The 25,106-nt window shown below is 59.7% G+C and carries 20 protein-coding genes and 1 pseudogene; 18 read left to right on the top strand and 3 right to left on the bottom strand.

Going from position 1 to position 25,106, the window contains the following annotated elements:
- The first annotated feature begins 80 nt into the window (after nucleotides 1-80).
- The 7 genes from proV to ETC00_RS11775 all read left to right on the top strand — a co-directional run bounded on the left by proV (nucleotide 81) and on the right by ETC00_RS11775 (nucleotide 8,716).
- Nucleotides 81-1,310 carry a glycine betaine/L-proline ABC transporter ATP-binding protein ProV gene (proV, locus tag ETC00_RS11805; RefSeq protein ID WP_171566287.1) on the top strand — a complete coding sequence of 410 codons (1,230 nt, stop codon included), beginning with the start codon at nucleotides 81-83 and terminating at the stop codon, nucleotides 1,308-1,310.
- Nucleotides 1,303-2,151 carry an ABC transporter permease gene (locus ETC00_RS11800; protein ID WP_171566286.1) on the top strand — a complete coding sequence of 283 codons (849 nt, stop codon included), beginning with the start codon at nucleotides 1,303-1,305 and terminating at the stop codon, nucleotides 2,149-2,151. The genes proV and ETC00_RS11800 overlap by 8 nt, the downstream gene beginning before the upstream one ends.
- Before the next feature lie 3 nt (nucleotides 2,152-2,154).
- Nucleotides 2,155-3,054 carry a glycine betaine ABC transporter substrate-binding protein gene (locus ETC00_RS11795; RefSeq protein WP_171566285.1) on the top strand — a complete coding sequence of 300 codons (900 nt, stop codon included), beginning with the start codon at nucleotides 2,155-2,157 and terminating at the stop codon, nucleotides 3,052-3,054.
- Nucleotides 3,055-3,196: 142 nt separating this feature from the next.
- Nucleotides 3,197-4,051 (top strand): SDR family oxidoreductase, encoded by an 855-nt coding sequence (locus tag ETC00_RS11790; RefSeq protein WP_171566284.1) that lies wholly within the window; start codon nucleotides 3,197-3,199, stop codon nucleotides 4,049-4,051.
- Nucleotides 4,052-4,292: 241 nt separating this feature from the next.
- Nucleotides 4,293-6,560 carry a DEAD/DEAH box helicase gene (locus ETC00_RS11785; protein ID WP_212132853.1) on the top strand — a complete coding sequence of 756 codons (2,268 nt, stop codon included), beginning with the start codon at nucleotides 4,293-4,295 and terminating at the stop codon, nucleotides 6,558-6,560.
- Nucleotides 6,550-7,851 carry a ribonuclease H-like domain-containing protein gene (locus ETC00_RS11780; RefSeq protein ID WP_171566282.1) on the top strand — a complete coding sequence of 434 codons (1,302 nt, stop codon included), beginning with the start codon at nucleotides 6,550-6,552 and terminating at the stop codon, nucleotides 7,849-7,851. Before ETC00_RS11785 ends, ETC00_RS11780 begins: the two co-directional genes overlap by 11 nt.
- A gap of 97 nt (nucleotides 7,852-7,948) precedes the next feature.
- Nucleotides 7,949-8,716 (top strand): MerR family transcriptional regulator, encoded by a 768-nt coding sequence (locus tag ETC00_RS11775; RefSeq protein WP_171566281.1) that lies wholly within the window; start codon nucleotides 7,949-7,951, stop codon nucleotides 8,714-8,716.
- 162 nt (nucleotides 8,717-8,878) lie between these two features.
- On the opposite strand, the gene ETC00_RS11770 is transcribed toward ETC00_RS11775, so the two are convergent.
- The 3 genes from ETC00_RS11770 to ETC00_RS11760 all read right to left on the bottom strand — a co-directional run bounded on the left by ETC00_RS11770 (nucleotide 8,879) and on the right by ETC00_RS11760 (nucleotide 10,588).
- A complete protein-coding gene (locus ETC00_RS11770) occupies nucleotides 8,879-9,196 on the bottom strand; it encodes a hypothetical protein (protein ID WP_171566280.1) in 318 nt (105 codons plus the stop codon).
- Nucleotides 9,197-9,211: 15 nt separating this feature from the next.
- The gene (locus ETC00_RS11765; protein ID WP_171566279.1) at nucleotides 9,212-9,688 is read right to left on the bottom strand and encodes a hypothetical protein; all 477 of its coding nucleotides are present in this window, start codon (nucleotides 9,686-9,688) and stop codon (nucleotides 9,212-9,214) included.
- A gap of 318 nt (nucleotides 9,689-10,006) precedes the next feature.
- Nucleotides 10,007-10,588 (bottom strand): GNAT family N-acetyltransferase, encoded by a 582-nt coding sequence (locus ETC00_RS11760; protein WP_171566278.1) that lies wholly within the window; start codon nucleotides 10,586-10,588, stop codon nucleotides 10,007-10,009.
- Nucleotides 10,589-10,756: 168 nt separating this feature from the next.
- Between ETC00_RS11760 and ETC00_RS11755 the strand changes: the two genes are divergently transcribed.
- The 11 genes and pseudogenes from ETC00_RS11755 (at nucleotide 10,757) to ETC00_RS11705 (ending at nucleotide 24,906) form a co-directional block, all read left to right on the top strand.
- Entirely contained in the window at nucleotides 10,757-11,335 is a 579-nt protein-coding gene (locus ETC00_RS11755) for a TetR/AcrR family transcriptional regulator (RefSeq protein WP_171566277.1), read from the top strand.
- Complete coding sequence (locus tag ETC00_RS11750; protein ID WP_171566276.1) at nucleotides 11,332-11,712, top strand: DMT family transporter; 381 nt, start codon at nucleotides 11,332-11,334, stop codon at nucleotides 11,710-11,712. Before ETC00_RS11755 ends, ETC00_RS11750 begins: the two co-directional genes overlap by 4 nt.
- A 19-nt stretch (nucleotides 11,713-11,731) precedes the next feature.
- Nucleotides 11,732-11,992, top strand: a pseudogene (locus ETC00_RS11745) (DUF5360 family protein); the annotation flags it as partial.
- Nucleotides 11,993-12,290: 298 nt separating this feature from the next.
- A complete protein-coding gene (locus tag ETC00_RS11740) occupies nucleotides 12,291-14,648 on the top strand; it encodes a DUF7408 domain-containing protein (RefSeq protein WP_171566274.1) in 2,358 nt (785 codons plus the stop codon).
- Nucleotides 14,645-15,571 carry an ABC transporter ATP-binding protein gene (locus ETC00_RS11735; RefSeq protein WP_171566273.1) on the top strand — a complete coding sequence of 309 codons (927 nt, stop codon included), beginning with the start codon at nucleotides 14,645-14,647 and terminating at the stop codon, nucleotides 15,569-15,571. The genes ETC00_RS11740 and ETC00_RS11735 overlap by 4 nt, the downstream gene beginning before the upstream one ends.
- The gene (locus tag ETC00_RS11730) at nucleotides 15,568-16,458 is read left to right on the top strand and encodes an ABC transporter permease (RefSeq protein WP_171566272.1); all 891 of its coding nucleotides are present in this window, start codon (nucleotides 15,568-15,570) and stop codon (nucleotides 16,456-16,458) included. The genes ETC00_RS11735 and ETC00_RS11730 overlap by 4 nt, the downstream gene beginning before the upstream one ends.
- A 6-nt stretch (nucleotides 16,459-16,464) precedes the next feature.
- Complete coding sequence (locus ETC00_RS11725; protein ID WP_371808902.1) at nucleotides 16,465-18,207, top strand: coiled-coil domain-containing protein; 1,743 nt, start codon at nucleotides 16,465-16,467, stop codon at nucleotides 18,205-18,207.
- Between the two features lie 29 nt (nucleotides 18,208-18,236).
- Nucleotides 18,237-19,220: an AAA family ATPase gene (locus ETC00_RS11720; protein ID WP_171566271.1), complete on the top strand. Its 984-nt coding sequence runs from the start codon at nucleotides 18,237-18,239 to the stop codon at nucleotides 19,218-19,220.
- Nucleotides 19,217-20,098: a DUF58 domain-containing protein gene (locus ETC00_RS11715; protein WP_171566270.1), complete on the top strand. Its 882-nt coding sequence runs from the start codon at nucleotides 19,217-19,219 to the stop codon at nucleotides 20,096-20,098. Before ETC00_RS11720 ends, ETC00_RS11715 begins: the two co-directional genes overlap by 4 nt.
- 19 nt (nucleotides 20,099-20,117) lie before the next feature.
- On the top strand, nucleotides 20,118-21,974 hold the full coding sequence (locus tag ETC00_RS11710; RefSeq protein ID WP_171566269.1) for a VWA domain-containing protein: 1,857 nt from the start codon (nucleotides 20,118-20,120) through the stop codon (nucleotides 21,972-21,974).
- Nucleotides 21,964-24,906, top strand: coding sequence for a VWA domain-containing protein (locus ETC00_RS11705; protein ID WP_171566268.1), 2,943 nt, complete (start codon nucleotides 21,964-21,966; stop codon nucleotides 24,904-24,906). The genes ETC00_RS11710 and ETC00_RS11705 overlap by 11 nt, the downstream gene beginning before the upstream one ends.
- Nucleotides 24,907-25,106: the final 200 nt, after the last annotated feature.

The raw sequence follows: 25,106 nt of genomic DNA, 5'->3' as shown, positions 1-25,106 counted from the left end.
CAAATTTGTGGCAGCCAACCTCGCTTCGCTACAATGAGGAGGAGCGATTGCGTCCGTACAAAAACGTTGGAGGTGACGTTATGCCGAAAATCAAGGTGGAAAATCTCACGAAAATCTTTGGACGTCAGCCTCATCGCGCGTTTGACTACCTGAAGCGGGGATGGTCCAAGCAGGATATCTTGAAGGAGACAGGCTTGACCGTGGGGGTCAATCAGGTCAGCTTTGAGGTGGAGGCGGGCGAGATTTTTGTCATCATGGGTCTGTCCGGCAGCGGTAAATCGACCCTGGTGCGCCTGATTAACCGGCTGATCGAACCGACGGCCGGCAGCATCCTGATCGATGGGGAAGACATCGTCCGGATGAACGCCGAACAGCTTCAGCAGGTCCGGCGGAAAAAGCTGGGCATGGTCTTTCAGAAATTTGCGCTGTTTCCCCACCGAACGGTGCTGGAAAACGTGGAATTTGGTTTGGAAGTGCAGAATATTCCCAAAAAAGAGCGGGAAGAGAAGGCGAAAAACGCCTTGACGCTGGTCGGCCTCAACGGCTGGGAAAACAGCTTTCCCGATCAGTTGAGCGGCGGGATGCAGCAGCGGGTCGGGCTGGCGAGAGCGCTGGCCAACGATCCGGACGTCCTCTTGATGGACGAAGCCTTTAGCGCCCTGGACCCGCTGATCCGCAAAGACATGCAGGATGAACTGCTGGAGCTGCAGACGACCATGCAGAAAACGATCCTGTTTATTACCCACGATCTGGACGAAGCCTTGAAAATCGGGGATCGGATCGCGTTGATGAAAGACGGAGCGATCGTCCAGATCGGCACGCCGGAAGAGATTCTGACCAATCCGGCCAACGAGTACGTGGAGAAGTTCGTGGAAGACGTGGACCGCTCCAAAGTGCTGGCAGCGGAACACGTGATGAAGCGGGCGGAAACCATTACCCTGGACAAGGGGCCGCGGGTCGCCCTGCAGCTGATGAAAGACCGGGGCGTCTCCAGCCTGTACGTGGTGGACAAAAAGAAACGGCTGATCGGTGTGATCAAGGCGGACGCGGTCAATGCCGCCTCGCGGGAAGCGAAGACATTGGAAGACGTGATGGAACGCGAGGTGCCGACCGTCTCGGCCCATACGCTGTTAAACGAAATGTTCGACCTGGTGGCGTTTTCCGACGTCCCTGTAGCCGTCGTCGGCGAGCAGAACCGCCTGCTGGGTGTCGTCGTGAAAGGGGCGGTATTGGGTGGACTAGCCGGCAAGGTTAACCGGATAACGCCGTCCGATGCAGAAGCAGAAAGGCAGGTGGTAGAGGGTGAGTGAGCTGTTTCCGAAACTGCCGCTCGATCGCTGGGTGGAGCGGCTGGTCCAGTATCTGGATGAGCATTTCGGCCTGGTTTTTGACGTGATTTCGGCCATCATTGGCAGCACGGTGGATCTGTTTGCACTGATCTTTACCAGTCTGCCCGACTGGCTGTTGATTCTCGTTTTCACACTGTTGGCCTACATGGTCGGACGGTTGCGCGTCGCCCTGTTTACGCTGATTGGCCTGCTGTTGATCGCCAATCTGGGGTATTGGGAACATTCGATGGAAACGCTGGCGCTGGTGCTTACCGCCGGGTTGATTTCGATCGTGATCGGCGTGCCCGCCGGCATCTTGTGCGCCCGCAATGATTCGGTGCGCAACGTGGTCACGCCGCTGCTCGACTTCATGCAGACAATGCCGGCCTTTGTCTACTTGATTCCGGCCATCTTTTTCTTCGGTCTTGGCAAGGTGCCGGGTGTGATCGCGTCTGTAATCTTCGCGATGCCGCCGACGATTCGCCTGACCAATCTGGGTATTCGCCAGGTGCCGGGGGAATTGATCGAAGCCTCGGACGCATTTGGCTCCACCTCCTGGCAAAAGCTATTCAAGGTGCAGCTTCCGCTGGCCAAGACGACGATCATGGCGGGCGTCAACCAGAGCATCATGCTGGCGCTGTCCATGGTCGTGATCGCATCCATGATCGGTGCCAAGGGGCTGGGAGCCGATGTCTACCGGGCAGTCACCCAAATCAATATCGGCACCGGGTTTGAAGCGGGGCTGGCAATCGTGATTATGGCCATTTTGCTGGATCGCATCACCCAAAACATGGGGAAAAAGAAAAACCTGCGGGAGGGATAAATAATGAAAAAACGTTGGGTCAAAGGTTTGGCGGTTCTCCTCGGAATCAGCATGCTGATGGTCGGTTGTTCCTCGAAGGAGCAGACGCCGCAGGACGCCGGCGGAGGCAGTGTCGGCCAGCAGGTGGGGTACAAGATCATCGGGATCGACCCCGGTGCCGGCCTGATGAAAGCGACGGAAAAGGCCGTCGGGGAGTACGAACTGAAGGACTGGGAGCTGGTGGAAGGCTCCAGCGCGGCGATGACGGCAGCGCTCAGCGAGGCGATCAAAAACAAAAAGCCGATCATCGTGACCGGCTGGACTCCGCACTGGATGTTTTCCAAATTTGACCTGAAGTATCTGGAAGACCCCAAAGGGGTGTACGGGAAAGAAGAGCAGATTCATACGATCGTCCGCAAGGGGCTGAAGGAAGCGCACCCGAGCGCGTATGCGTTCCTGGACAACTTCACCTGGACGCCGAGCGATATGGAAAAGGTGATGCTGGCCATCTCCGAGGGCAAAAACCCGGAGGAAGCGGCAGCTGAATGGGTGAACAACAACCAGGAACTCGTCAATAAATGGGTGCAGGGCATCAAGCCGGGCAACGGCGAAACCATCACCCTGGCCTACGTCGCCTGGGATTCCGAAATCGCCAGCACCCACGTGGTGAAAAAGGTGCTGGAAGAGAAGCTGAACTACAAGGTAGAGCTGAACCAGGTGGAAGCAGGCCCGATGTGGGCCGGCGTGGCCAACGGCGACGTGGACGGCATGGTGGCGGCCTGGCTGCCGACGACGCATGCGGATTACTACGAGAAATTGGGCAAGGACGTCGAAGACCTCGGCCCCAATCTCAACGGCACGAGGATCGGTCTGGTGGTGCCGAGCTACATGGACATCACCTCGATCGAGGACCTGAAGAAGTAAGAAAGCAAACGGGACGCTCGCGCACACGCGGCGTCCTTTTTTGTCCTGGTTCATGCGAGCTGCGTGAGATAAGATGAGAGAAACCAGATGATTGTGCAGTGGCTGGCCTGTTGGGCGGCACTTGCACAAAGGAGGAACGGTCATGACGATAGAGCGGGAAACACGAGCGGTCGCTCTGGTTACGGGAGCCTCCAGCGGATTTGGCCTGCACACGAGCGTTGCCTTGGCGCAGGCGGGGTATCGCGTTGTCGCCACGATGCGCAGTCCGGAAAAGCGGGATGCCCTGCTGCATACGGCGGAGGCAGCCGGCGTGCGGGAGAGCATTGACGTGCGGCGGATGGATGTCACCGACCATGCGGGTATTCGCCAAACCCTCGAAAAGATCGCCGCGGACTACGGCCGGATTGACGTGCTGGTCAACAATGCCGGATTTGCTGCCGGAGGAGTCGTCGAGGAAGTGGACGATCACACGTGGCGTGCGCAGATGGAGACCAACTTCTTCGGGACAGTCGCCGTCACCCGGGCCGTCCTGCCGCACATGAGAAGACAGCGGCGGGGGACAATCATCAACATCAGCAGCGTCAGCGGGAGGATCGCGTTCCCGGGGTTCGCCCCCTACGCCGCTACCAAGTTTGCCGTCGAGGGGTTTACCGAAGCGCTGCGACTTGAGGTCCTGCCGTTTGGCATCCACGCTGTTCTAATCGAACCGGGAGCGTACAAGACAGAGATTTGGCGCAAAGGATTTGCGACCATCCCCGCGCGAAAGGACTCCCCTTATCAGCCCATGCTGGAGGCCGTCCTGCGCATGGCCAGAAAGACGGCAGATACGGCGCCGCCCCCGCAGGAAGTGGCGGCGGCGGTGGTGAGAGCGGCGCTCGCTCCCGCGCCTCGTCTGCGTTATCCCGTGGGACGGGGGACAGCGGCGATGAATCTGTTCAGAAGCCTGCTGCCCTGGAAATGGTACGAGCGGATTGTGTTGTGGGCGCTCCGTCGGTGAGCGAAGGCGGAATACGGTCTGACCGGCCTGGTCCTGGGCGGTCCGGGGCTGGCCGTGGCGAAAAAAACGGGTGGTTTGGAACAGAACCCGCCGGGGCAAGCGCCGCCGGCGTTGTAACGCGGCGGCTTCCCCTCCCATGTCCATCCCATGAAGTGGATTTCCCGCGAGCCATTTACTTGTCGAACGTACATTCGTAGAATAGAGAAAGAAGGTGGTGTTCGACGTGAAAATCAAGCTGGACATGGCGCAGGTGTTGGAACGGTTGCGCCAGGACGAGCGCTTTGCGCGAAACATCGTGCATTGGAAAACCATCGAACCCCGCGAGGCGCAAACGGTTCCCTTTCCCCCTGACCTGGACGGGCGGATTCGGGAAACACTGACCAAACGGGGGATTTCCTCGCTGTACACCCATCAGGAGACGGCTTTTCGCCACGTGCGGGATGGAAAGCACATCGTGGCGGTGACGCCCACCGCTTCCGGCAAGAGCATGTGCTACCACCTGCCGGTGATGCAGGCGCTTGCGGAAGACCCGGAGACACGGGCGCTGTACCTGTTTCCCACGAAGGCGTTGGCCCAGGACCAGAAAAGCGAGCTGCATGAGCTGATCAACGAATCGGGACTGCCGATCAAGTCGGAAACCTACGACGGGGATACGCCCGCCCAAATCCGACAGACGATCCGCAAGGCCGGCAACATCGTGATCACCAACCCGGACATGCTGCATGCGGCCATCCTGCCTCATCACACCAAGTGGGTTTCCTTTTTTGAACATTTGCGATACGTCGTCATCGACGAACTGCATACATACAGGGGCGTGTTCGGCAGCCACGTGGCCAATGTCATCCGCCGGCTGAAGCGGATCTGCGCGTTTTACGGCAGCCGTCCGCAGTTCATCTGCACGTCGGCCACCATTGCCAACCAGCGGGAACTGGCGGAGCAGCTGACGGAAGAGCCGATGGTGCTGGTGGACAACAACGGCGCGCCCACCGGAAAAAAACACTTCCTGTTTTACAATCCGCCCGTCGTCAACCGGCAGCTGAACATCCGGCGCAGCGCCACGCTGGAAGCCCGGGACATCACGGAGCTGTTTCTGTCCAACGGGATTCAGACGATTTTGTTCGCACGCAGCCGGGTGCGGGTGGAGATCCTGCTCAAGTATCTGCAAGAACTGGTCAAACGGAAGCTGGGGCCCAAGACGATCCAGGGCTATCGCGGCGGCTATCTGCCCAGCCAGCGGCGAGCGATCGAAAAGGGGCTGCGCCAGGGAGAGATCATGGGCGTGGTCAGCACCAACGCGCTGGAGTTGGGCGTCGACATCGGCCAGCTCCAGGCGTGCGTGATCACCGGCTATCCCGGTTCGGTCGCCAGCACCTGGCAGCAGGCGGGCCGGGCCGGGAGGCGGCAGGGGGAGTCGGTCGTCGTCCTGGTCGGCAGCTCCACGCCGCTGGACCAGTACGTGATTCAGCATCCCGAATACTTTTTTGAACGCAGCCCGGAGTCGGCCCGGATCAACCCGGACAACCTGATTATCCTCGTCGATCACATCAAATGCGCTGCCTACGAACTGCCTTTTTCCGAAGGGGACCGCTTCGGCCGGGCGGAGATCACGGAAATCCTGGAGTTTTTGACGGAAGAGCAGATTCTGCACCACGCCAAGGGCAAGTGGTTCTGGATGAACGACTCGTTTCCAGCGCACAACATCAGCCTCCGTTCGGCTTCCCAGGAAAACGTGGTGATCATCGACATCAGCGAGCGGGGCAACGAAAAGGTGATCGGGGAGATGGACCGCTTCAGTTCGCTGACGCTTCTGCACGACGAAGCGATTTACCTTCACCAGGGCGTGCAGTATCAGGTGGAGAAACTGGACTACGAAGAGAAGAAAGCGTACGTGCGGGAAGTGCAGGTGGATTACTATACGGACGCCAACCTGGCCGTCCAGCTGAAGGTGCTGGAGCAGGATCAGTCCCGTCGCGGGCCGCAGACCGAATACGCCTACGGGGAAGTGTCGGTCCACGCCATGGCGACCATTTTCAAGAAAATCAAGTTTGAGACACATGAAAACATCGGCTCCGGTCCGATCCACCTGCCGGAGGAAGAATTGCACACCAACGCGGCCTGGATCGGATTTTCCGAAGCGCTGCTGGAGGAAGTGAGGACAAGCGAAGTGGAGCGTGGGTTGGTGGGGCTGGCTCACGTGCTGCAGCACGTCGCCCCTCTGTTCGTGATGTGCGATCCGCTCGATCTGCACGTGATTCCGCAGCGCAAAGCGGTGCACTCCGGTCAGCCCACGATTTTCCTGTACGACCGCTATCCGGGCGGCATCGGATTGAGCGAGCAGGTGTACAAGCAGATGGAGACGATCCTGGCCCGGGCGGAGGAGCTGATCTGTTCCTGCCCGTGCGAGTCTGGCTGCCCGTCCTGCGTCGGCGCGGCGGAAGAAGGAGGCGGCAAGGAACTGGCGCTCTCCTTGCTGCGGGTCGCCCAGGGGGGAAGCCCGCATGTCTCTTAAAGCGAAGCTGAACCGCCTCAAACCGCATCTCACCCGGGAAGCCCCCAGGCAGCCGGAGGGGGACGGGATACCCGGCGGGGCTGTCAGTTCTCCGGCGGCCTCCGATACGGCGTCGCTTCTGGACATCCCGTACCGGGAAAAGTGGGCCGGCCTGCAGGCCAAACCGTACGTGCTCGACGGCGAGTACGTGATGGTGCGTGAGGTCCGCTACCCGGTAACGGCGCGGCATGGAGCTTACACGTTTGCCCAGCTGTACGAGACGATCGACGCCTGGGAGCGTGCGGGCATCCGCCATCCGCTGTCGGCGGCAGGCAAAACGGCGGAAGACCTGCTGTTTTTTGACACGGAGACGACCGGTCTGCACGGCGGAGCGGGCAATGCCGTCTTTTTGCTGGGACACAGCCGGTTCGAGGGAGACTGCGTCGTCGTCCGCCAGCACTTTTTGACCGCTCCTCACGCGGAAGCCGCCCTCTACCACTCGTTTCTGGAAGCGGCGCGAACAGCGACCGATCTGGTTACGTACAACGGCAAGTCATTTGACTGGCCGCAGGTCAAGACGCGGCATACGCTGCTGCGCGATCTTGTGCCCCGTCTGCCGTCGTTCGGCCATTACGACCTCTTGCACGGGGCGAGGAGGCTGTGGCGGGAGGATCTGGAGTCCTGCCGGCTGTCGCTGATCGAGCAGGAGAAGCTGGGCGTCCGGCGGGAGAACGATCTTCCCGGCTATTTGGCGCCGATCCGGTACTTTGACTATCTCACGGACAAGGACCCGGATACGATCAAGGGCGTCCTCGCCCACAACGAGATGGACGTGCTCTCCTTGATCACGCTGTACATCCGCCTCTCTTCCCTGCTGCTCGCCTGGGACAGGGAGGACGTCTCCGCGGAGGAGCGGTTCAACATCGCCCGCTGGTATGAAGCATTGGGCGACGGCGAAAGCGCCCTCCGCGCCTACCGATTGGTCGCAACTAGCGGTCATCCGCTGGGCGTGAAGGCGACAATCGCGATGGGCCACTGCTACAAGCGGAAAAAAGACTGGAAACAGGCAATGCGGTTGTGGGAAGAAGTGGTCCGATCGGGCAGCTACGTGCCGGAAGACGTCTATGTCGAGCTGGCCAAAATCTACGAGCATCATCTTAAAGACTATGAACAGGCGCTGCACTGCACACTGCGGGCGTTTGACCTGTGGAAGAAAAAAAGCAGCCTGCTGCGCCGCAAGTCCAAGGCGGAGGAAGCTGCCTACCGCAAGCGGATCGAACGGCTGGAGCAGCGGTTGGAACAGCATGCGTAAAGGAAACAATGAGGGGACAGGACCAGATGATTCCTGTTCCTTTTTTTGTTGACCCTCACGTTGCGTCAGCCATTATGATCGAGGTGGAGGTGATGACGTGCCGTACATGGTGAAGGAAGTGGCCGAACTGGCAGGTGTGAGCGTGCGGACACTCCATTATTACGACCAGATCGGGCTGCTGAAACCGGCGGCGATAACCCCGGCCGGGTATCGGCTGTACACCGACGAGGACCTGGAGAGATTGCAGCAGATTTTGTTTTTCAAAGAGCTTGGCTTTCCCCTGCAGGAGATCAAGCAGATTTTGGACAGTCCCGGATTTGACCGCGCGCAGGCGTTGAGGGACCACAAGCAGTTGCTGCTGGAAAAAAAGAAACGATTGGAAGAGATCATCCGCACCGTGGACAAAACCCTCTCTTCCATTGAAGGAGGAATCACAATGGATAAAAAGGACATGTTTGGCGGGTTTGACATGACAAAGATCAAGGAACACCAGGAGAAATACGCGGCGGAAGCGAGAGCGAAGTACGGAAGCGCGATCGTCGACGAGACGGAAAGACGAACGAACGCCTACACAGAGAGCGATTGGGCGCGCATCATGGGGGAATGGGAGAATGTTATCCGCGGGATCGTCGAGGCGATGGAAAACGGACCGGCCGATCCGCAGGTTCAGGAAGGCGTCGGAAAGCTGAGACAGCACATCACCCGCTACTACTACGAGTGCACACCGGAGATTTTCAGGGGGCTGGGTGAGCTGTACGTAGCCGACGAACGCTTTACAGCGACGTTTGACAAATACCGGGAAGGGCTGGCCGCCTTTTTGCGGGAAGCGGTCCAACTCTACTGCGACCGGCTGCAGACTAATTGACCGAAATGGGATTGTGACCTTGGCCCATAATCTAATGAAGGTGGCGAGCATCCATCTGACTGCCATCAACTTAAAGAAACCAAGTAGCCAAAAAATGGACGGAAACCTTATCGGTTTTCCGCCCATTTTTTATTTTGGGGACTTATTGGACAGCCTCTTCTGTCAATCCAAATACTTCTCGCATAGTGATACGTACTTTCCATCTGACTTGAGCCCTTCCAAAATGCTTTTCAACATTGCACTTCTTTTGGGAAGCCGCTTCTCGAACTCTGCCACAAATGTGTCCTTGTCCCACTGTGATTTGCCAGCGTGATAAAACAGCTTTTCCAGGCGTTCCAACTCGTCGGCAGTAAAGCCAGTGGCTAAGGCCAGAATCGCAAAGCTTTTATGCTCCTTGTTCACCATATCTAAGAGTAACGTAATTGCGTCGGTGGCTAGACTCAATTTTGCTTCAAGATCCTTGATTCTTTCCTCGTACATAGCACCCTCCTTGTACTATAGTAATACCCAGTCTACGAATTTTGAAATGACCCAACCAACCTGTCTCGCTGTACTCAGTGGTACTCCCAGATCATATAACACCCCGCTAACTTGATCTTGAATGATTTTGATAGAAAGGTCTTTCCAAGAAGCTATGGTCCGCAAGGTATCAGCAATATCATCGGCATATTTCCTGATAGTATCTGCTACTTTTTTACTGCCGTAATCCTCAACAAAGTCGAGCAATTTTTTTATGGCTTGCGATTCCAGCATATCTGCTAACTTCAATACCGCTTTCTGGAGTGCTGCAGTTTTGACACCCTGTGTTTCTACCTTTGGCGACACTGTGTTGACCTTCGCCACAGAAGGGTTGAGTTGTGACACCGTGTTTGTTTCTGCGGCAAAAACAGAAGTAGGTACTGCTACCGCCAAAACAGACAGAGCTAAAACAGGAGAAAAAATTCTTTTGAACAACTTCATAGACAGCTTCATAAATTTCTCCCCCCTTTTATCTTGACGACCAGCAAAGAAGTTGTAATGTCCGCTCCAAAACGCAACGCGTGCAGGGGGCAAACATCTGGTAGTTCGACGAAGTGAGATTTGTGCTCCCCTGTTTTTCCCCGCGACTTCGATTTTCCGCTAAGCAGGTCGTCAAAGGAGCTCGGTTGGCCCATCACTCCATGCTCGTACTTTATCTCCACCTTTGGTTGTAAAAAGTGCAGGCCTTCCGGCCTGGGAACGATGGTAGATTGTTTCCTTGAGGAACTCAATGGCAAAAAGTACAGTTTGTCTTCAGTCTTTTTATGGCGGCTAGACGTGTTTCTTCAGGTGCTGCGCTCGGTATTCGTCTTCCAGGATGCTCATGATGATCGAGTCGTGATACTGGTGGTTGTAGTACAAGGCTTCGCGCTGCACGCCCTCCCGCTGAAAGCCGAGTTTTTCATAGGCGCGAATGGCCCGCGAGTTGTAGGAGAAGACGTTCAGCTCAATCCGGTGCAGGTTCAAAATCCCGAATGCGTAGTCGAGCAGAAGACGCATGGCTTCCGTGCCAAGCCCCCTGCCCTGGTGTTCCTGGGAATTAATGGCGATACGGATATTGGCATTGCGGTTCACGTTGTCGATGCTCTGCAGGGCGATGTCGCCGATCACCTCGTCCGTTTCCCGCAAGGCGATCAACAGTAGGAGCGACGACGGGTCCTGCGTTTTTCCTTCGATGTATCGGTATATTTGTTCACGGGTAAAGCTTTTCTGCGTGCCGGTCAGTCTCCGCACCTCCGGGTCAAACAGCATCCGGAAATAGAGATCGGTATCGTCAAGGCCGATGGGCCGCAAGTACACCCGGTCACCCTCGAGGAACCGCACGGGCGCAGTGGGGGTGTCCTGATTGTTCATGGTAATCCTCCTTTTCTCCTAACAATAGCAAAATTGCCCATGCTTGAAAATGTGCGGGTTTGGAAAGGATTGACACTTGGCTCGCATTCCTCTTATACTGCAGGCGTGAGGAAAATGATAGAAATAAAATATTTTCCTTGGTTTCCGAGTGGAAGGAGTGGGATGCCCTTGCAGGAACGCATTGTTCAGGCGGCGATTGAAGAAATCCAGACCAGAGGCCTCAAATTTACGATGGCGGACCTCTCGCGCCGTGCGGGTGTCAGCACGAAGACACTGTACGGCCATTTTCCGTCCAAGGAAGCACTGATTGGTCATCTGATCGAACAGGAAATTCAGGACGTGCGGGACAGCATGGAAACCATCGTGAATCGGCAGGATCTGGATGTGACGGAGAAGCTGCGCCGGCTGCTGACTTATGTGCCGAGCGGGTTTGGCGGCACCGACCTGCGGTTGTGGTACGAATTGAAGCGATACTATCCCGCCCAGTGGGCACTCGTGGACGCGTGCATTAAGGAAGAGTGGGACCAGGTCCGGGCCGTTTTGGAAGAAGGGATGGGCAAAGGCGTGTTTCGCCGGGTGAACACGGACATCCTGATTCAGATGTATGTGGGCGCCTGGGAGCAGTTAATCAACCGGCAGTGGCTGACGAGAAACAACATGACTCTTGATCAGGCGCTTGACGCGGTGATCGACATCTTGCTGGGCGGAGTGGTCCGTACCCAAAAACGACAGGAGGAGAGCGTATGAGCTGGTTGTATCTGGCGTTGGCCATCTGTTTCGAGGTGGCGGGCACCACATTCATGAAGCTGTCGAACGGGCTTAGCCGGCCTGTTTTTACCGTATTGATGTTCGTGTTTTACGTCATCAGTTTTTCGTCGTTGAGCATGGCGCTCAAACAGCTTGAGGTGGGCACGGCATACGCGATCTGGTCGGGAGTGGGGACGGCGGCGATTGCCGTCATCGGCTTCCTGTTTTTCAAGGATGTGCTCACTGCGCAAAAAATCATCGCCATCGCGCTCATCATCGTCGGCTGCGTAATGCTGAATTTGAGTGGCGCGGCGCACGGGGAAAGCGCTTCGGCCGGGCCGGAAAAAGGCGTTGTGGCGGAGAGTGAGGCCAAATGAAGCGGCTGACAGGGTTTTTCTCGATCTGTTCATCTCGATCACCGGATTTGCCAGTCTGTACGCGTACCGCAGGAAAAACAGCTGCTGGCGGCCGTTGGCGCTGATCTCGCTGGTGCTGACGTCCTGTTCCGGTCTGCAGGCGATCTCCTTTTGGCTGTTCAAAGGGGATTTTGATCCGGTTTGGTGGATTCCCAACCTGTACCTGTTGATCTATCCGCAGTTCTTTCTGCCTCGTTTTTTTCGGGAGCAGCCCGTCGTATCGGCTCCGGGCAAGGCTTGATCACATCCCGTAGGGCAGCGTGAGCAGTCGGGTGCTTCGAGTCGCCATTTCACGTCCCCATACGGTATGTTCCATCCTCCGGCACCGCTTTTTGGCGGTGTCTTTTTTGCTGCCGGGCCTGCTGGTCCAGCACCTTCTTCATCACAGGGACTGGCAGCATTTTATCCTTTATTTTTACGGCGATAAGTTTGTATATTTTGACAAAGGGCAATTGATTTGAATCCAACTTGTAGCCATTTGTCGAATTCATACGTCATTACAGGTAAACGACAAATTTGTTCGCGGAGGTTATGCGGAAATGAATATGGCGAAGTCCAAGCACTGGCTGCTGCACATATGTGTCTGCCTGCTGCTGTTGGCCGGACCGCCCGACAGCCGGGCAGCAACGGTACATGCGGAATCATCTGTACAACTGGGCGTCACGCCCGGCATTCGCGGTGAGTACAAGCAAGCAGGCGTGGTCCCGGTTCAGGTGACAGTCAGCAATGGCGGAGCGGATGTGGAAGGCAGTCTGGTCGTAGCCGGAAGTAAGAATGACGACTTTTCTGTAGGGTACTACCAGCCTGTATCCGTCGCCAAAGGAGCGACCAAGCAGGTAACGATCACCGTACCGGGCAACGCGATCGACCCATTCGGATACGTGGCCCTGATTCAAGGCGATGAGATCGTGGCCCAAACGAAAATCGGCGGACGCCGGCATGGTCCGGACACGCTGTTCGTGGGCGTGCTGGCGGCCGACGTTGACACCGCCAACTTCCTTGGGGCGATGCCCCAATCGGTCTTACCCAATCCGGTGCGGGTCCTGCCGATGCAACCGGAGCAGATCCCGACTTCAAAAGTGCAGTTGGAAATGCTCGACATTCTGGTTTTGAACAATTTTGCCCTGGACGGGTTAAATGGACAGCAGGTGCAGGCGATCCGCGACTGGACAGCGGGGGGAGGCATGCTCGTGCTGGCCGGCGGTGCCCACTACAACAAGACGGCGGGGGTGCTTGCCGACCTTTCGCCGGTAGAGGTGACCGGTGTTACGAGCCTGACCGCTTTTTCCAGTCTGGCGGTGGAGAAAAACAAGCCGCTTGTGCTGGAAAAGCCGTTTACGATCAGTGCGGGACGTCTGAAAACGGGCAGCGTGGTCCATGCGGAGGGCGGCGTTCCGTTAATGGCGGTACGTTCGCTGGGTGAGGGCAAAGTGCTGTACGTTGCCTACGACCTGTCGGAAGAGCCGGTGGCAAGCTGGAGCGGCAACAGCCGTTTCTGGGCGGAGACGCTGACCAAGGCGTTTGGCTCATCACTGCAACGAACAGAAAGAGATCCCATGGATGGCATGTGGGGATTAAACCAGGCCGCCGACCGCATTCCCCAGCTGAAATTGCCGGACGTGAAGTGGACAGCGCTGTTTTTTGGCTGCTACGCGCTGCTGGCGGGTCCGGTCTTCTATTACCTGCTGCGCCGCAAGCGAAAGCAGGGCTACATGTGGGTGGTTGTCCCGGTGTTTGCCGTCATCACCGGCGTCGCTATTTTTTCGTACGGCGCGCTGCAGCGGGGAACTGGCGCGCTCGTGCATCAAACCGGCATCATCCACTTGCAGGGGGACGGACAGGCGCGGGCCAAGGCGGTCACGGCGCTGTTTGTGCCGACGAGCGGCGACTATGAGCTGGAAGTAAAGGGAGACGGCAAGGTGTGGCCGATTCAGCACCATTACCTCGGTGAAGCGTCGACGAAGGCGTGGGTCTCGATGCAGTCGGATCGGTCGCTCGTGCAGTTCCGCGACGTCGAGTTTTGGTCCATGCGCAAGGTGGGGATGGAGCACATCGTCACCGACGCTGGTTTGTTTGAGGCCGATCTGGTCTACGCCGACGGCACCGTCAAAGGGACGGTGACCAACAAGTCAAAGTATGCGCTGCGGGACGTCGTCATCGTCTCGGGCAGCAAGGTGCAAAAGGTGCCTGAACTGGCGCCGGGATCGAGTGTCCAGGTCAACCTGCCGTTTAATCCGGCACAAATAGACAATTCTGTCTATCAGTCCAGAACCGATATTCTCCCGCCGCACGTGGACTGGTACGACCCGTATGAAACGAGTCGGGAAGGCGAGATGATCCACGATTTGGATCGAGGAAGCGGCTTCCGGCCGGCGTCACTCATGCTTTTTGGCTGGACACAGACCCCTGCGGTGGAGACGGACGTGAAGAACAGGCGGTCTCAGACGGAAAGCCTGACGTTGGTGACGCAGCCGCTGTCGCTGAAGCCCTCCACGGACGGCCATATTGTCTACCCGCCCGGAACGATTGTGCCTATCAAAACGAGCAGTTCGGTGAAGGTTGATGAACGCGACGACGGGTATATGATGCAGGCGGGCGAGATCACGCTTGACTTCCCGATCGAACTTGGGGACAAACAGGTGAAGATCACGAACATTTACCTCTACACCTGGTCGGACAGCAATACGCAGTTTGATAAACAGGTGTACAACTGGAAGACCCATAAATTTGATCCGTTCGAAAAGGCGTTTGCCAACAACACGATGACCGGGGACAAGACGCCGGTGTACCTCTCGCCCGAAGGCACGCTTCGGATCAAGTTTTCGCACCGGTATGAAGATTACCGCCACCTCGGCACCCCGGTGATCAGCGTGGAAGGAAAGGTGATGCGTCCATGATCCAGATCAATCGGCTGGTAAAGGGATACGGCAAAATGGAAGCGTTGAAAGGGCTGACGCTGGAGATTGAGAAGGGCACCTTGTTTGGCTTCGTCGGCCCGAATGGAGCCGGCAAGTCGACGACAATGTCCATTCTGGCCACCTTGCTGGAGCCGACCAGCGGCCAGGCGTACGTCGGCGGATACGAAGTGACAAAGCATCCGCGTGAAGTGCGCAAGCTGATCGGCTACATGCCTGATTTTTTCGGGGTGTACGACAATTTGACGGCGGAGGAGTACCTGGACTTCTACGGAGCCAACTACGACATTCCCGCCCAGGAGCGCCGGCAGATCATTCCGCAATTGCTGGAGCTGGTCAATCTGAGCCACAAGCGGGACGCGTATGTAGACTCGCTGTCGCGGGGGATGAAGCAGCGCCTGGGATTGGCCCGCTGCCTCGTGCACAATCCGGAAGTGCTGATCCTCGACGAACCGGCATCCGGATTGGACCCCAGGGCCCGGATCGAGCTGCGCGAGATTTTGAAGGAACTGCGCGACATGGGCAAGACCATCATCATCAGCTCGCACATTCTGCCGGAGCTGGCCGAGATGTGCGACGTGATCGGCATCATCGAGGGCGGCAGCCTGGTCGCGTGTGGCAGAGTGGACGAGATTTACCAGAAGATGCAGGAAAAGCGGGTGCTGCGCATCCGCCTGCTGGACCGCGTGGAGGAAGCGATGACCCGGCTGCGTGAAGTGCCGACCGTATCAGACGTCACGCGCGAAGGCAGCTGGGTGGTAGCCGGGTTTACGGGAAATGACGAGCAGCAGGCAGCGCTGCTGCGCGATTTGGCGGCCGCGGGACTGCCGGTGGCCGCGTTCAACGAGGAGCAGGGCAATCTGGAAGAAATCTTTTTGGAAATCACGAAGGGGGTGGGCTCATGAACCTCATGCAGCGATTGCGCAACCCTGTGCTTGTAAACGAGTGGAAACTGCGGATGCGGACGCGCCGTTCGCCGTGGATCATCGCCTTTTACCTGCTGGCGTTGGGCATGGTGACGCTGACGTTTATCTATCTGGTGACGGGAGGCCGCGGCTACTACAACATGAACAACTCGCGCGAAATGTTCATCGTGCTCTCAATCCTGCAGTTGGGGATGATTTGCTTTGTCGTGCCGGGGTTGACGGCAGGGGTGATTTCCGGAGAGCGGGAGCGTCAGACGCTGAACGTCTTGCTGACAACCAACATCAGCGCGACCAAACTGATTTTGGGCAAATGGCTGGCGTCACTCAGCTTTGTGACGTTTCTCGTGTTCTCCACTATCCCGCTGTACGCGATCGTCTTTTTGTACGGCGGCATCTCTCCCGCCCAACTGCTGAAGGTGTTCGGCTTTTACCTGGTTACCATGTTGGCATTGGGCAGCGTCGGGGTGCTGATCTCGACATTGATCAAACGGACGGGAGTCGCTACGGTGTTGAGCTATGCGGTCGTCTTCGCGTATACCGCGGGCACCGTCATCCTGGCCGAAGTAATCCGTGAGTTCATCGAGTACCAGCAGCGGCAAAACCCTGCGCCGGTGCGCACGGAGCCGCTGTTGCCTGATCTGCTGCACAGCATCAATCCGCTGGTCGGGATGCTGGGCATTTTTAACGAAGGACCTGTGCATGATCTGCGCCGGACGCTCAGCAGCCAGTTCTCGTTCGTTTCGGTTGACCCGTTCTGGCTGTACGTGCTGTTTCTGACGTTTGTCACCGCAATCTGCCTGGCGCTGGCTGTTTATCTGATCAAGCCGGTGCGCCCCCGTTTGCGAAAAGCGGCGAATAAGGAGTGATGGGTCGTGTCCATCCGGCAACAGAAGGAACAGAAGGATGAGCTGTCCGCGCTGCTCCGGCCGATCCGCAGGAGGTTGAGCGTCCGGAAGCTTGTGCTCAGGCTCACAGCGGGTGTCCTGTGGGGACTGGGGGGAAGCCTGATGGTTCTTCTCATTGCCCGCCTGGTGCCCATCCCGTACTACAAGGCGATTGCGGCCGCCGTCTGCCTGCTCGCAGTGGCGGCGGGAGCGATTGTCGCCTTTATTCACCGTCCGGATGAGCGGGAGTGCGCGCTGCTGGCCGACCGTCAGGGATTGGCACAGCGGGTCGTGACGGCGCTGGAGCACCGTGAAAGTACGTCGCCGCTAGCTGTTATGCAGCGGGAGGACGCCGTACGCCGCTTGCGCGAGGCGCTGCCGCAGGTGCTGGAGAGCATCCCCGTCCTGCCAGATGCAAAACGGCCCGCGTACGCAGCGGGATGCCTGCTCTCCCTTTGTCTCCTGCTGGTTTTCTGGGCCAACCCGCAGGATGAGCGGCTGGCACAGCTGGCCCAGGAGCGGGAGGCGAAGAAAGCGGCGCAAGAGGCGGTGACGAAGCTGGAGCAGGAGGCCAAAGCCGCTGAGGGGTTGAGCGACGCGCAAAAAAAGAAGCTGGAAGAGATACTGGCGCAAGCCAAAAAGGCGCTGTCGGAGGCGGACAGTCAGACCGAACGGCTCCAGGCGCTGAAGGCAGCGGAAAAGCAGTTGGATCAATGGAAGCAGGCGGAACTGGCGAAGCAGGCGGCACTGCAGCGTTTGCAGCAGTCGCTGGCGCAGCATCAAGGACTGCGGCAGGCGGCGGCTTCTCTCAGCAAAGAGGACCGGCAGGCGCTGGTAGAAGCGCTGCGCCAGTCGGCTAAAGCGCTGGAGGCGCTGTCTGCCAAGGAGCGGCAATCTCTTGCCGAGGAGCTGCAAAAAGCGGCGGAACATTTGGCTCAGGCCGCTGCTGACGCCGGGACGGATGACGCCGCCGCCACCGCGGCGCAATTGAAGCAGGCGGCCGAGCAGTTGGCCCAGGGCAACGTGCAGTCGGCCATGGCATCACTGCAATCCGGCTTGCTGCAGGCCATGCAGCAGGTGACACAGGCGCAGCAGGGAGCGCTGCTGGCCGCACAGTCACTGGCCGCGCTGCAGCAGTCGCAGATGATGCTGGCAGCAGCCGGTTCCCCGTCCGGCAGCGCCGGCCAGACAGGGATGGGCTTTGGCGCGGGAACAGCGGGATCAGTCGGCGCGGGAACGGCAGTCCCCGCCTCCGGGTCTGCGGGGGCGAATTCCTCGGGAGCAGGCTCCCAACAAGGCCAAGGGACATCCCCAGCCGGCAGTGCAGGTGGAAACGGCCAGGCAGGCGGAGGAAGCGGTTCCGGTGCGGGTAATGGCTCCGGGAATGGAGCAGGCTCCGGCAGCGGTGCCGGGGCGGGGGGAGGTTCCGGCAAAGGTGGCGGCAAGGGCCCGGGTGCGGGTCTGGGCGCAGGCAGACATGAACTGGTGACCGTCCCATCGCCCCGCATCGGCGCAGAAGGGCCGACCGATACCGTGGGCGGTCCGCTCGGAGCCGGTCCCTCCCAGTCCCGGGCCAGCACCACGACACAGGTATCGTCGGGAGCTGCCCGTCCCTATGAAGAGGTATACAGCCAATACGCTTCGTTTGCCCGCGAGAGCCTGGAACACGGGAAAATTCCGGACGATTACCAGGACGCGGTCAAAGCGTATTTCAGCAGTATCGAACCCTAAGCGAAAACGTGAAGCAAGGAGACGTGGCGATGACACAACATGCAGTGGAAGAGTGCCTCAGCCGGGTGGAACGGGTGAGGCAGGAGATCGGAAAAGTGCTGGTGGGGCAAAAAGACGTGGTGGAGCAGCTGCTCTGGGCGGTTTTTGCCGGCGGCCACGCGCTGCTGGAGGGCGTGCCCGGGCTGGGCAAGACGCTGTTGGTGAAGACGCTTGCGCAGGCGTTCGAACTGTCGTTTCAGCGGATTCAGTTCACCCCCGACCTGATGCCCACCGACATCACGGGGACCAACATCCTGCGCGTGGACGAAACGGGGCAGCAGTCGTTCCAGTTCCAACCAGGCCCCGTCTTCGCCCATGTCGTGCTGGCTGACGAAATCAACCGGGCTACGCCGAAGACGCAGAGCGCGCTTTTGGAGGCGATGCAGGAGCGGACCGTCTCTGCGGGCGGGAGCACGCGGCCGCTCCCGGAGCCGTTTTTCGTGCTGGCGACGCAAAACCCGCTGGAGCAGGAAGGGACCTATCCGCTGCCGGAAGCGCAGATGGACCGGTTCCTGATTAAAATCGACGTGCCGTTTCCCAGCGAGGATGAGCTGAGGGAGATCGTTTTGCGGACGACGGCGGGACAGCCGGCGTCTGTGGAAAAGGTGGCCTCCGCACGGGAGATCGCCGAGATCCAGCAGGCGGCGCGCGACATTCTGGTGGCTGATCCGGTGCTGCGATACGCGGTCAAATTGCTGCTGGCCACCCATCCCGGTGAACAGGCGGTGGAGTCGGTCAACCGGTACGTCCGTTCCGGGGCGGGACCGCGCGGCGTGCAGGCAATGGTGGCGTTGGCCAAGGTGCGCGCCCTGCTGGCCGGCCGTTTCAACCTGGCCTACGAAGACATCGACGCGGTTGCGCTGCCGGCGCTCAGGCACCGCGTGTTTCTCAACTTTGAAGGGGAAGCAAACGGCATCCGCCCTGACCGGATTATCACCGACATTCTGGCCGCGCTGGAGAAGGACAAGGCATGAGCGGGCAGTTGTTGGACCCGGCGTGGCTCAGCCGGCTGGAGCGGATGCAGGTGTTGAGCAGGCGGATGGCCAGCGGCACCCACGCGGGCAAACGACGTTCCAAACGGACAGGCAGTTCGCTGGAATTTGCCGATTACCGGCCGTACGCTCCCGGTGACGATCTGCGGCAGTTGGACTGGAACGCCTACGCCCGCTCGGGAAAGCTGTTTTTGAAAAAATTTCTCGATGAGCAGGAACTGCATGTCACGCTGTACATCGACTGCAGCCGGTCGATGGCCTACGGGGAACCCCGGAAGCTGGAACGGGCGGTGCAGTTGGCAGCCGCACTGGGCTATATCTCGCTTTGCCATCTGGACTATGTGTCGGTATACGCCTTTAACCAGAAGGTGACGGCGTCGCTGTGCAATCTGCAGGGGAAACACAAGGCGGCCCACCTGCTCTCCTTTCTCTCCGGGCTGCAGGCGGGCGGGACAGGTGACATGAACCGGGCGCTCCGATCACCGGGCGCCGTGCGGGGCAAACCGGGCATCTCCATCGTCTTGTCCGACTTTTTGTTTGAAACGGGTTATGAAGCGGGCATCGCCTATCTGCAGGCTGCCCGGCAGGAGGTCGCGCTGGTTCAGATACTGGCGCAAGACGAACGAGAGCCGTCGTACGAGGGAGAGCGGCGGCTGATCGACAGCGAGACGCGGCAGTTTAAAGAGGTGTCGCTTACCCGGCAGCTCGTCGACCACTACAGACAGACCGTGCGGGACTATCAGGCGGAGCTGGCCAATTTCGCCTACCGGCGGGGAATCGCCTGCACAGCGGTGGAGGCGGAAGCGCCGCTGGAGCAAATGGTCTTTCGGGTGTTCCGGCAGGCAGGGTTGATTCGGTAGAGAGGAGGAGAAGGCAGTCATGCAGTGGATGGCGTTGGGCAATCTGGGATTTTTGCTGATCGTGCCGGCCATTGTCGCCCTCTACCTGCTCAAGCGGAACACGGAGGACCTGGAGGTGCCCAGCACGCTTTTGTGGCAGCGGACGCTGCAGAGCTGGGAAGCGGTGCGCCCGTGGGAAAAGTTGAAGCGCAACCTGCTGCTTCTGCTCCAACTTTTGGCCGCCGTCCTGCTGGTGCTGGCGTTGGTCCGTCCGGCCGTGCCCACGGCGGGAGCAATTGCCGACCATACCGTGCTTGTCATCGACACGTCCGGCAGCATGCTGACCAGGGAAGGGGAGCACTCCCGCTTTGAGCAGGCCGTCGATGCCGCTCGCGGCATCGTGGAACGGTTGAGCGGCGGGCAGGCGATCACACTGATCGAGGCGGGGCTGGAGCCGCGGGTTCTGGTGGCCAAGAGTACGGACAGGCAGGCGCTGCTGCAGGCACTGCAATCGCTGGCGCCTCGTCCGGGGACGAGTGATCAGCAGGCGGCCCTGTCGCTGGCCGCGGCGATCACGGCGACAGAGCCGGGCAGCGGGGTGATGTGGTTTGGCGACGGCGGGACCGCCCGCGCGGCCGAACAGGAGAGCGCCTTGGCAGTATCCGGTCCGTATCGCTTTGTGCAAGCGGGTCGGGCAAAAGAAAACGCAGCAATCGGCGCCTTTGTTACTCAGCCGGGCCAAGGCGGGACAGAAGGGCTGTTGCGGATCGACAACTACGGCAGTCAGCCCGTGCGGGGCAGGGCGACGATCTACGGCCCCGAGCAACAAGTGCTGGACGTAAGCGAGTTTGCGGTGGAGGCCGGGGCGTCCCGCACCGTTACCTTTGAACGCCTGCCCGCCGCCCCTGTCTACCGGGCGGTGATCGAACCGGAAAAGGACGGGCTGGCGGAAGACAACGAGCGGTGGAGCGTGCCATTTGCAGCCGGAAAAGGGCGGGCCGTGCTGGTCAGTCCGCAGGGAAACCGGTTTTTGCACCAGGCCCTGCAGTCAGTCGGCCGTTTGGAAGTGGAGACGCGCTCCGAGCTGCCGGATGGCACCGAGAGGGCCGACGTGTGGGTGTTTGACGGCGTGGTGCCCGACCGGCTGCCGGAGGGGAACATCCTGGTGATCGCTCCCGATCGAAAAACAGACTGGCTGCCGTACACCGGTGCAGCTGCTGTGCAGCACAGGCCGGAAACACTCCGGCCGGACGATCCGCTCGTGAAGCACGTGGATTGGCAGGACGTGCACGTGGCCCGGACCTCCGTGGTAAGCGAAATGCCGGGCATGCGGCCGCTGGTGAAGGCAGGAGACACCAACCTCGTCCTGGCCGGGTCATTGGCGGGACGAAAGGGTGTCATCGTCAACTTTGACCTGCACGATTCCGACTTTCCGCTGCGGCCGGCGTTCCCGATTTTCATGCAAAATGTGGCCTCCTGGCTGTCGTCCGCCCAGAACGTTCCGATCGGCCCCGCCGTTCCGGGAGAGACGCTGGCGATTCCGCTGACGCCGGGAGCGGAAAAACGGACGCTGACCTACCCGGACGGACGGGAGCAGGCCGTCGAGGCGCAGGGAACGACCTGGCTGTTCCGGGTTCCGGAGCAGACGGGGTTGTACCGGTTGACGGAAGAAGTCGCAGGAACGGCACAGGTCCGTTACTTTGCGGTTCACATGGACGAGGCGGAGTCGGACATCGCGCCGCGTTCGCTGACGGTTGGAAGAAGCGGGGCCGGCGAAGGAGAAGCCAAGCCGCAGGACGGACAGGCTGCCGGAAGCCGGGAGCTGACCGGGTGGCTGGCGGCGCTGGCACTGTTGGTGGTGTTTGCGGAATGGAGGGTGTATCAACGTGGGTATTGACGTGCAGCAGCCGTGGTTTCTGCTCCTGCTGATTCCCGCCGCCTGGATGATTGCTTCCTGGTGGCGCGGCCAGCGCAGGATGCCGAACAGCCGCAAGACGCTGATCGCTGCCGTGCGCGGTGCTGTCTTTCTCCTGCTGATTTTGGCGCTCGCCGGGACACAGCTTCTCCATCCGGTGCGGGCGGAGACAGTGGTGGTCGTCGTCGACCGGTCGGCGTCGATGAAAGATGACCCGAGGGTGTACGAATTCATTCGCGCCGCGGTGGAGGAGAAGCGGGCCGAAGATCAGTTCGGCGTGGTGGCTGTCGGTGCGGAAGCGGCAGTAGACCAGCCGCTGACGACCCGGCAGGACGTGCAGCCGGTCGGGGTGGAAGTGAACCGGCATGCCACCAATCTGGCCGAAGGGATCCGCCTGGCCGCCGCGATGATCCCCAGCCATGCGCGAGGCAAAATCGTACTCCTGACGGACGGATTGGCCACGCACGGCGATGCCGCGCGGGAAGCAAAGCTGGCGGCGGAACGGGGCATTGCCGTCGAAGCGGTTTCCCTGCAGCAGCCGCAGGGAGAAGAAGTGGTGCTCACGGCTGTACAGGTGCCGGAGCGGCTGTACGCAGGCGAGGAGTACGCGATCAAGGTGGACGTCGAAAGCACGACGGCCACGCGGGCAACGCTCCGCCTGTACGAGGGGAATCGGGAAGCAGGCCGGCAGACCATACAGGTGGAAAAGGGGAAAAACCGCTTCCTGTTTACGCAAAAAGCGCTGCAGGAAGGGTTTCAGCGCTACCGCGTCGAGATCGAACCGGAGCGTGACACGGTACAGACCAACAACCAGGCACACGCGTACGCGCAGGTGGCAGGCGCCCCGACCGTGCTGGTTCTGGAGGGACATCCCGGCGCGGCGAAAAACCTGGTCAGCGCGCTTGCGGCAGGCAGCATCAAGACGGACGTGAAGGACCCGTCACTTTTGCCCAAGGCGCTGGACGGATACAAGCGGTACGCGTCGATTATCCTCGCCGATGTGGAGGCCACCCAGTTGAGCGACGCCGACATGGAGCGGATACGGACGGCGGTCCGCGATCTAGGTGTGGGATTGATCATGACCGGCGGTTCCAACAGCTTTGGGATGGGCGGCTGGCTGCAGACCCCGATCGAGGAAGCGCTGCCGGTCCATATGGATTTGCGCGGCAAGGAAGATCTGCCCTCGCTGGGACTGGTGCTGGTGATCGACAAGTCGGGGAGCATGTCTGCGGACGCGCACGGCGTGGACAAGATGGAGCTGGCAAAAGAAGCGGCGATCCGGGCCACCACGATGCTGAACGGGCAGGATCAGATCGGCGTCATTGCGTTTGACGGGAGTCCCTGGGAAGTGGTTCCGCCCCGATCCGTCACCGACCTGGACGAAATCCATCGGCAGATCGGCGGCATTTTCGCCGACGGCGGCACGGATATATTCCCGGCGCTGCAGATGGCGTACGAGCGGATCAAGACGATGCAGACAAAGCGGAAGCACGTGATCCTGCTGACCGACGGACAGTCGGGCCGAAGCAGTGACTATCAGGCGCTCCTGCAGCAGATGGCGGGCGAAAACATCACCGTGTCCACCGTGGCCGTCGGTGATGACGCCGATACTTTGCTGCTGGAGGATATCGCCCAATGGGGAAACGGGCGCTACTACTTCGCCAAAGACGCGACGTCGGTGCCGAAAATCTTCAGTAAGGAGACAGCGCTGGCCAGCCGCACGTATATCGTGGAACAGCCGCAGGTGCCGAAGCGCACCGGAGGCGACGACTGGTCCGCGCTCCGCCAGCCCTTGCCGCCGCTGCACGCATACGTGGCGACGACGCCAAAACAGACGGCTGAACAGCTATTGACCAGCCTGGACGAGGACCCGATTCTGATCCGCTGGCAGTACGGGCTGGGACGGTCGGTCGCCTGGACCAGCGATCTGGAGGGGAAATGGGCTCCGGCATGGGTGACGTGGCCAGGCTACAGCCGAATGTGGAACGAGGCGGTGGCCTGGACGCTGCCGCAGGTCGCGACGGGCCGCTGGAAGACAGAGACCCGGTTGGACGGGACGAGCGGCGTCATAACCGTCACCGTCCCCAAAGGGGAGAAGTTGCCGCAGGAACTGGAAGCGGTGGTGGTCAACCAGGAGATGAACCGGGAGGCCGTGCGCCTGAAACCGGTGGCTCCGGGTACGCTGGAGGGCCGTTTTTCCGCCGCTGAACCGGGCAGCTATCTGATACAGATCACGGAAAAAACGAACGGACAGGTAACGGCAAGCGAAACCGCCGGGTTGACTGTCTCGTATTCGCCGGAGTACGGCCTACCTCGGGACGGGGACAGCGAACTGAGACAATGGCTGACGGCGGGTGAAGGGAGACTGATTACCAGACCGGACGAGGTGTTTACCGGCAAGCTGCCCGCCAAGTGGGATACGCAGCCGATCGGTGAATGGCTGCTGATGCTGGCCGCCCTGCTGTGGCCGCTGGATGTCGCCAGCCGCCGTCTGCAGCTCCCGGAAGCATGGTGGACACGGCTTGCGGCCCGCTTCCGCAAGCGCGGGTCTGCCGGGAATGAAGGCCACCAGTCGGTGTTTGCCCGCTTGGGAGAAAAGCAGGAAGAGCGGAAACGAAGCCGGGCAGCCAAACATGAGGCGGAAACGGCCGACGTGGCAGGGCAGACGAGGGCCGCGACGGACAGCAGCATGTCAGCTGCAGCGGCTCCTCCCGCCGGGCATTCCGCGCAGGTATCCGGCAGCAGCGAGCAAGGGGAAGCGTTGAGCCGTTCCGCCGCCGGCAGCCGATCTGCAGGGGCTTCTGCAACGGACAGCACCGCTGCCGCGCAGACGGACAGGGGGAAAACGCCGGCAGACAAGACAGGCGAGACCTTCAATCGCCTGCTGGCCGCGAAAAAGCGAAGACAGAAATAAGGGGAAAACCGCCTTTTGGGCGGTTTTTTCCTGTTCCGGGCAGTTTCCCTTTCGGGGCAGTTTTTCTTTGCTGCTGGGATTTGTGCGCGAGTCAAGGAATCTGGTCAGCAGACGGGAACGGCACCAGCGGGTGACGGCGGATGGAAGTTTTTGTGTGTCTATGGTGATTTCTTGATATAATATCGTCTAATATGGTTGAT

The organism is Brevibacillus sp. MCWH (assembly GCF_013096935.1).
Lineage (GTDB): Bacteria > Bacillota > Bacilli > Brevibacillales > Brevibacillaceae > Brevibacillus > Brevibacillus aydinogluensis.
This window is presented reverse-complemented; position numbering and strand designations above follow the sequence as displayed.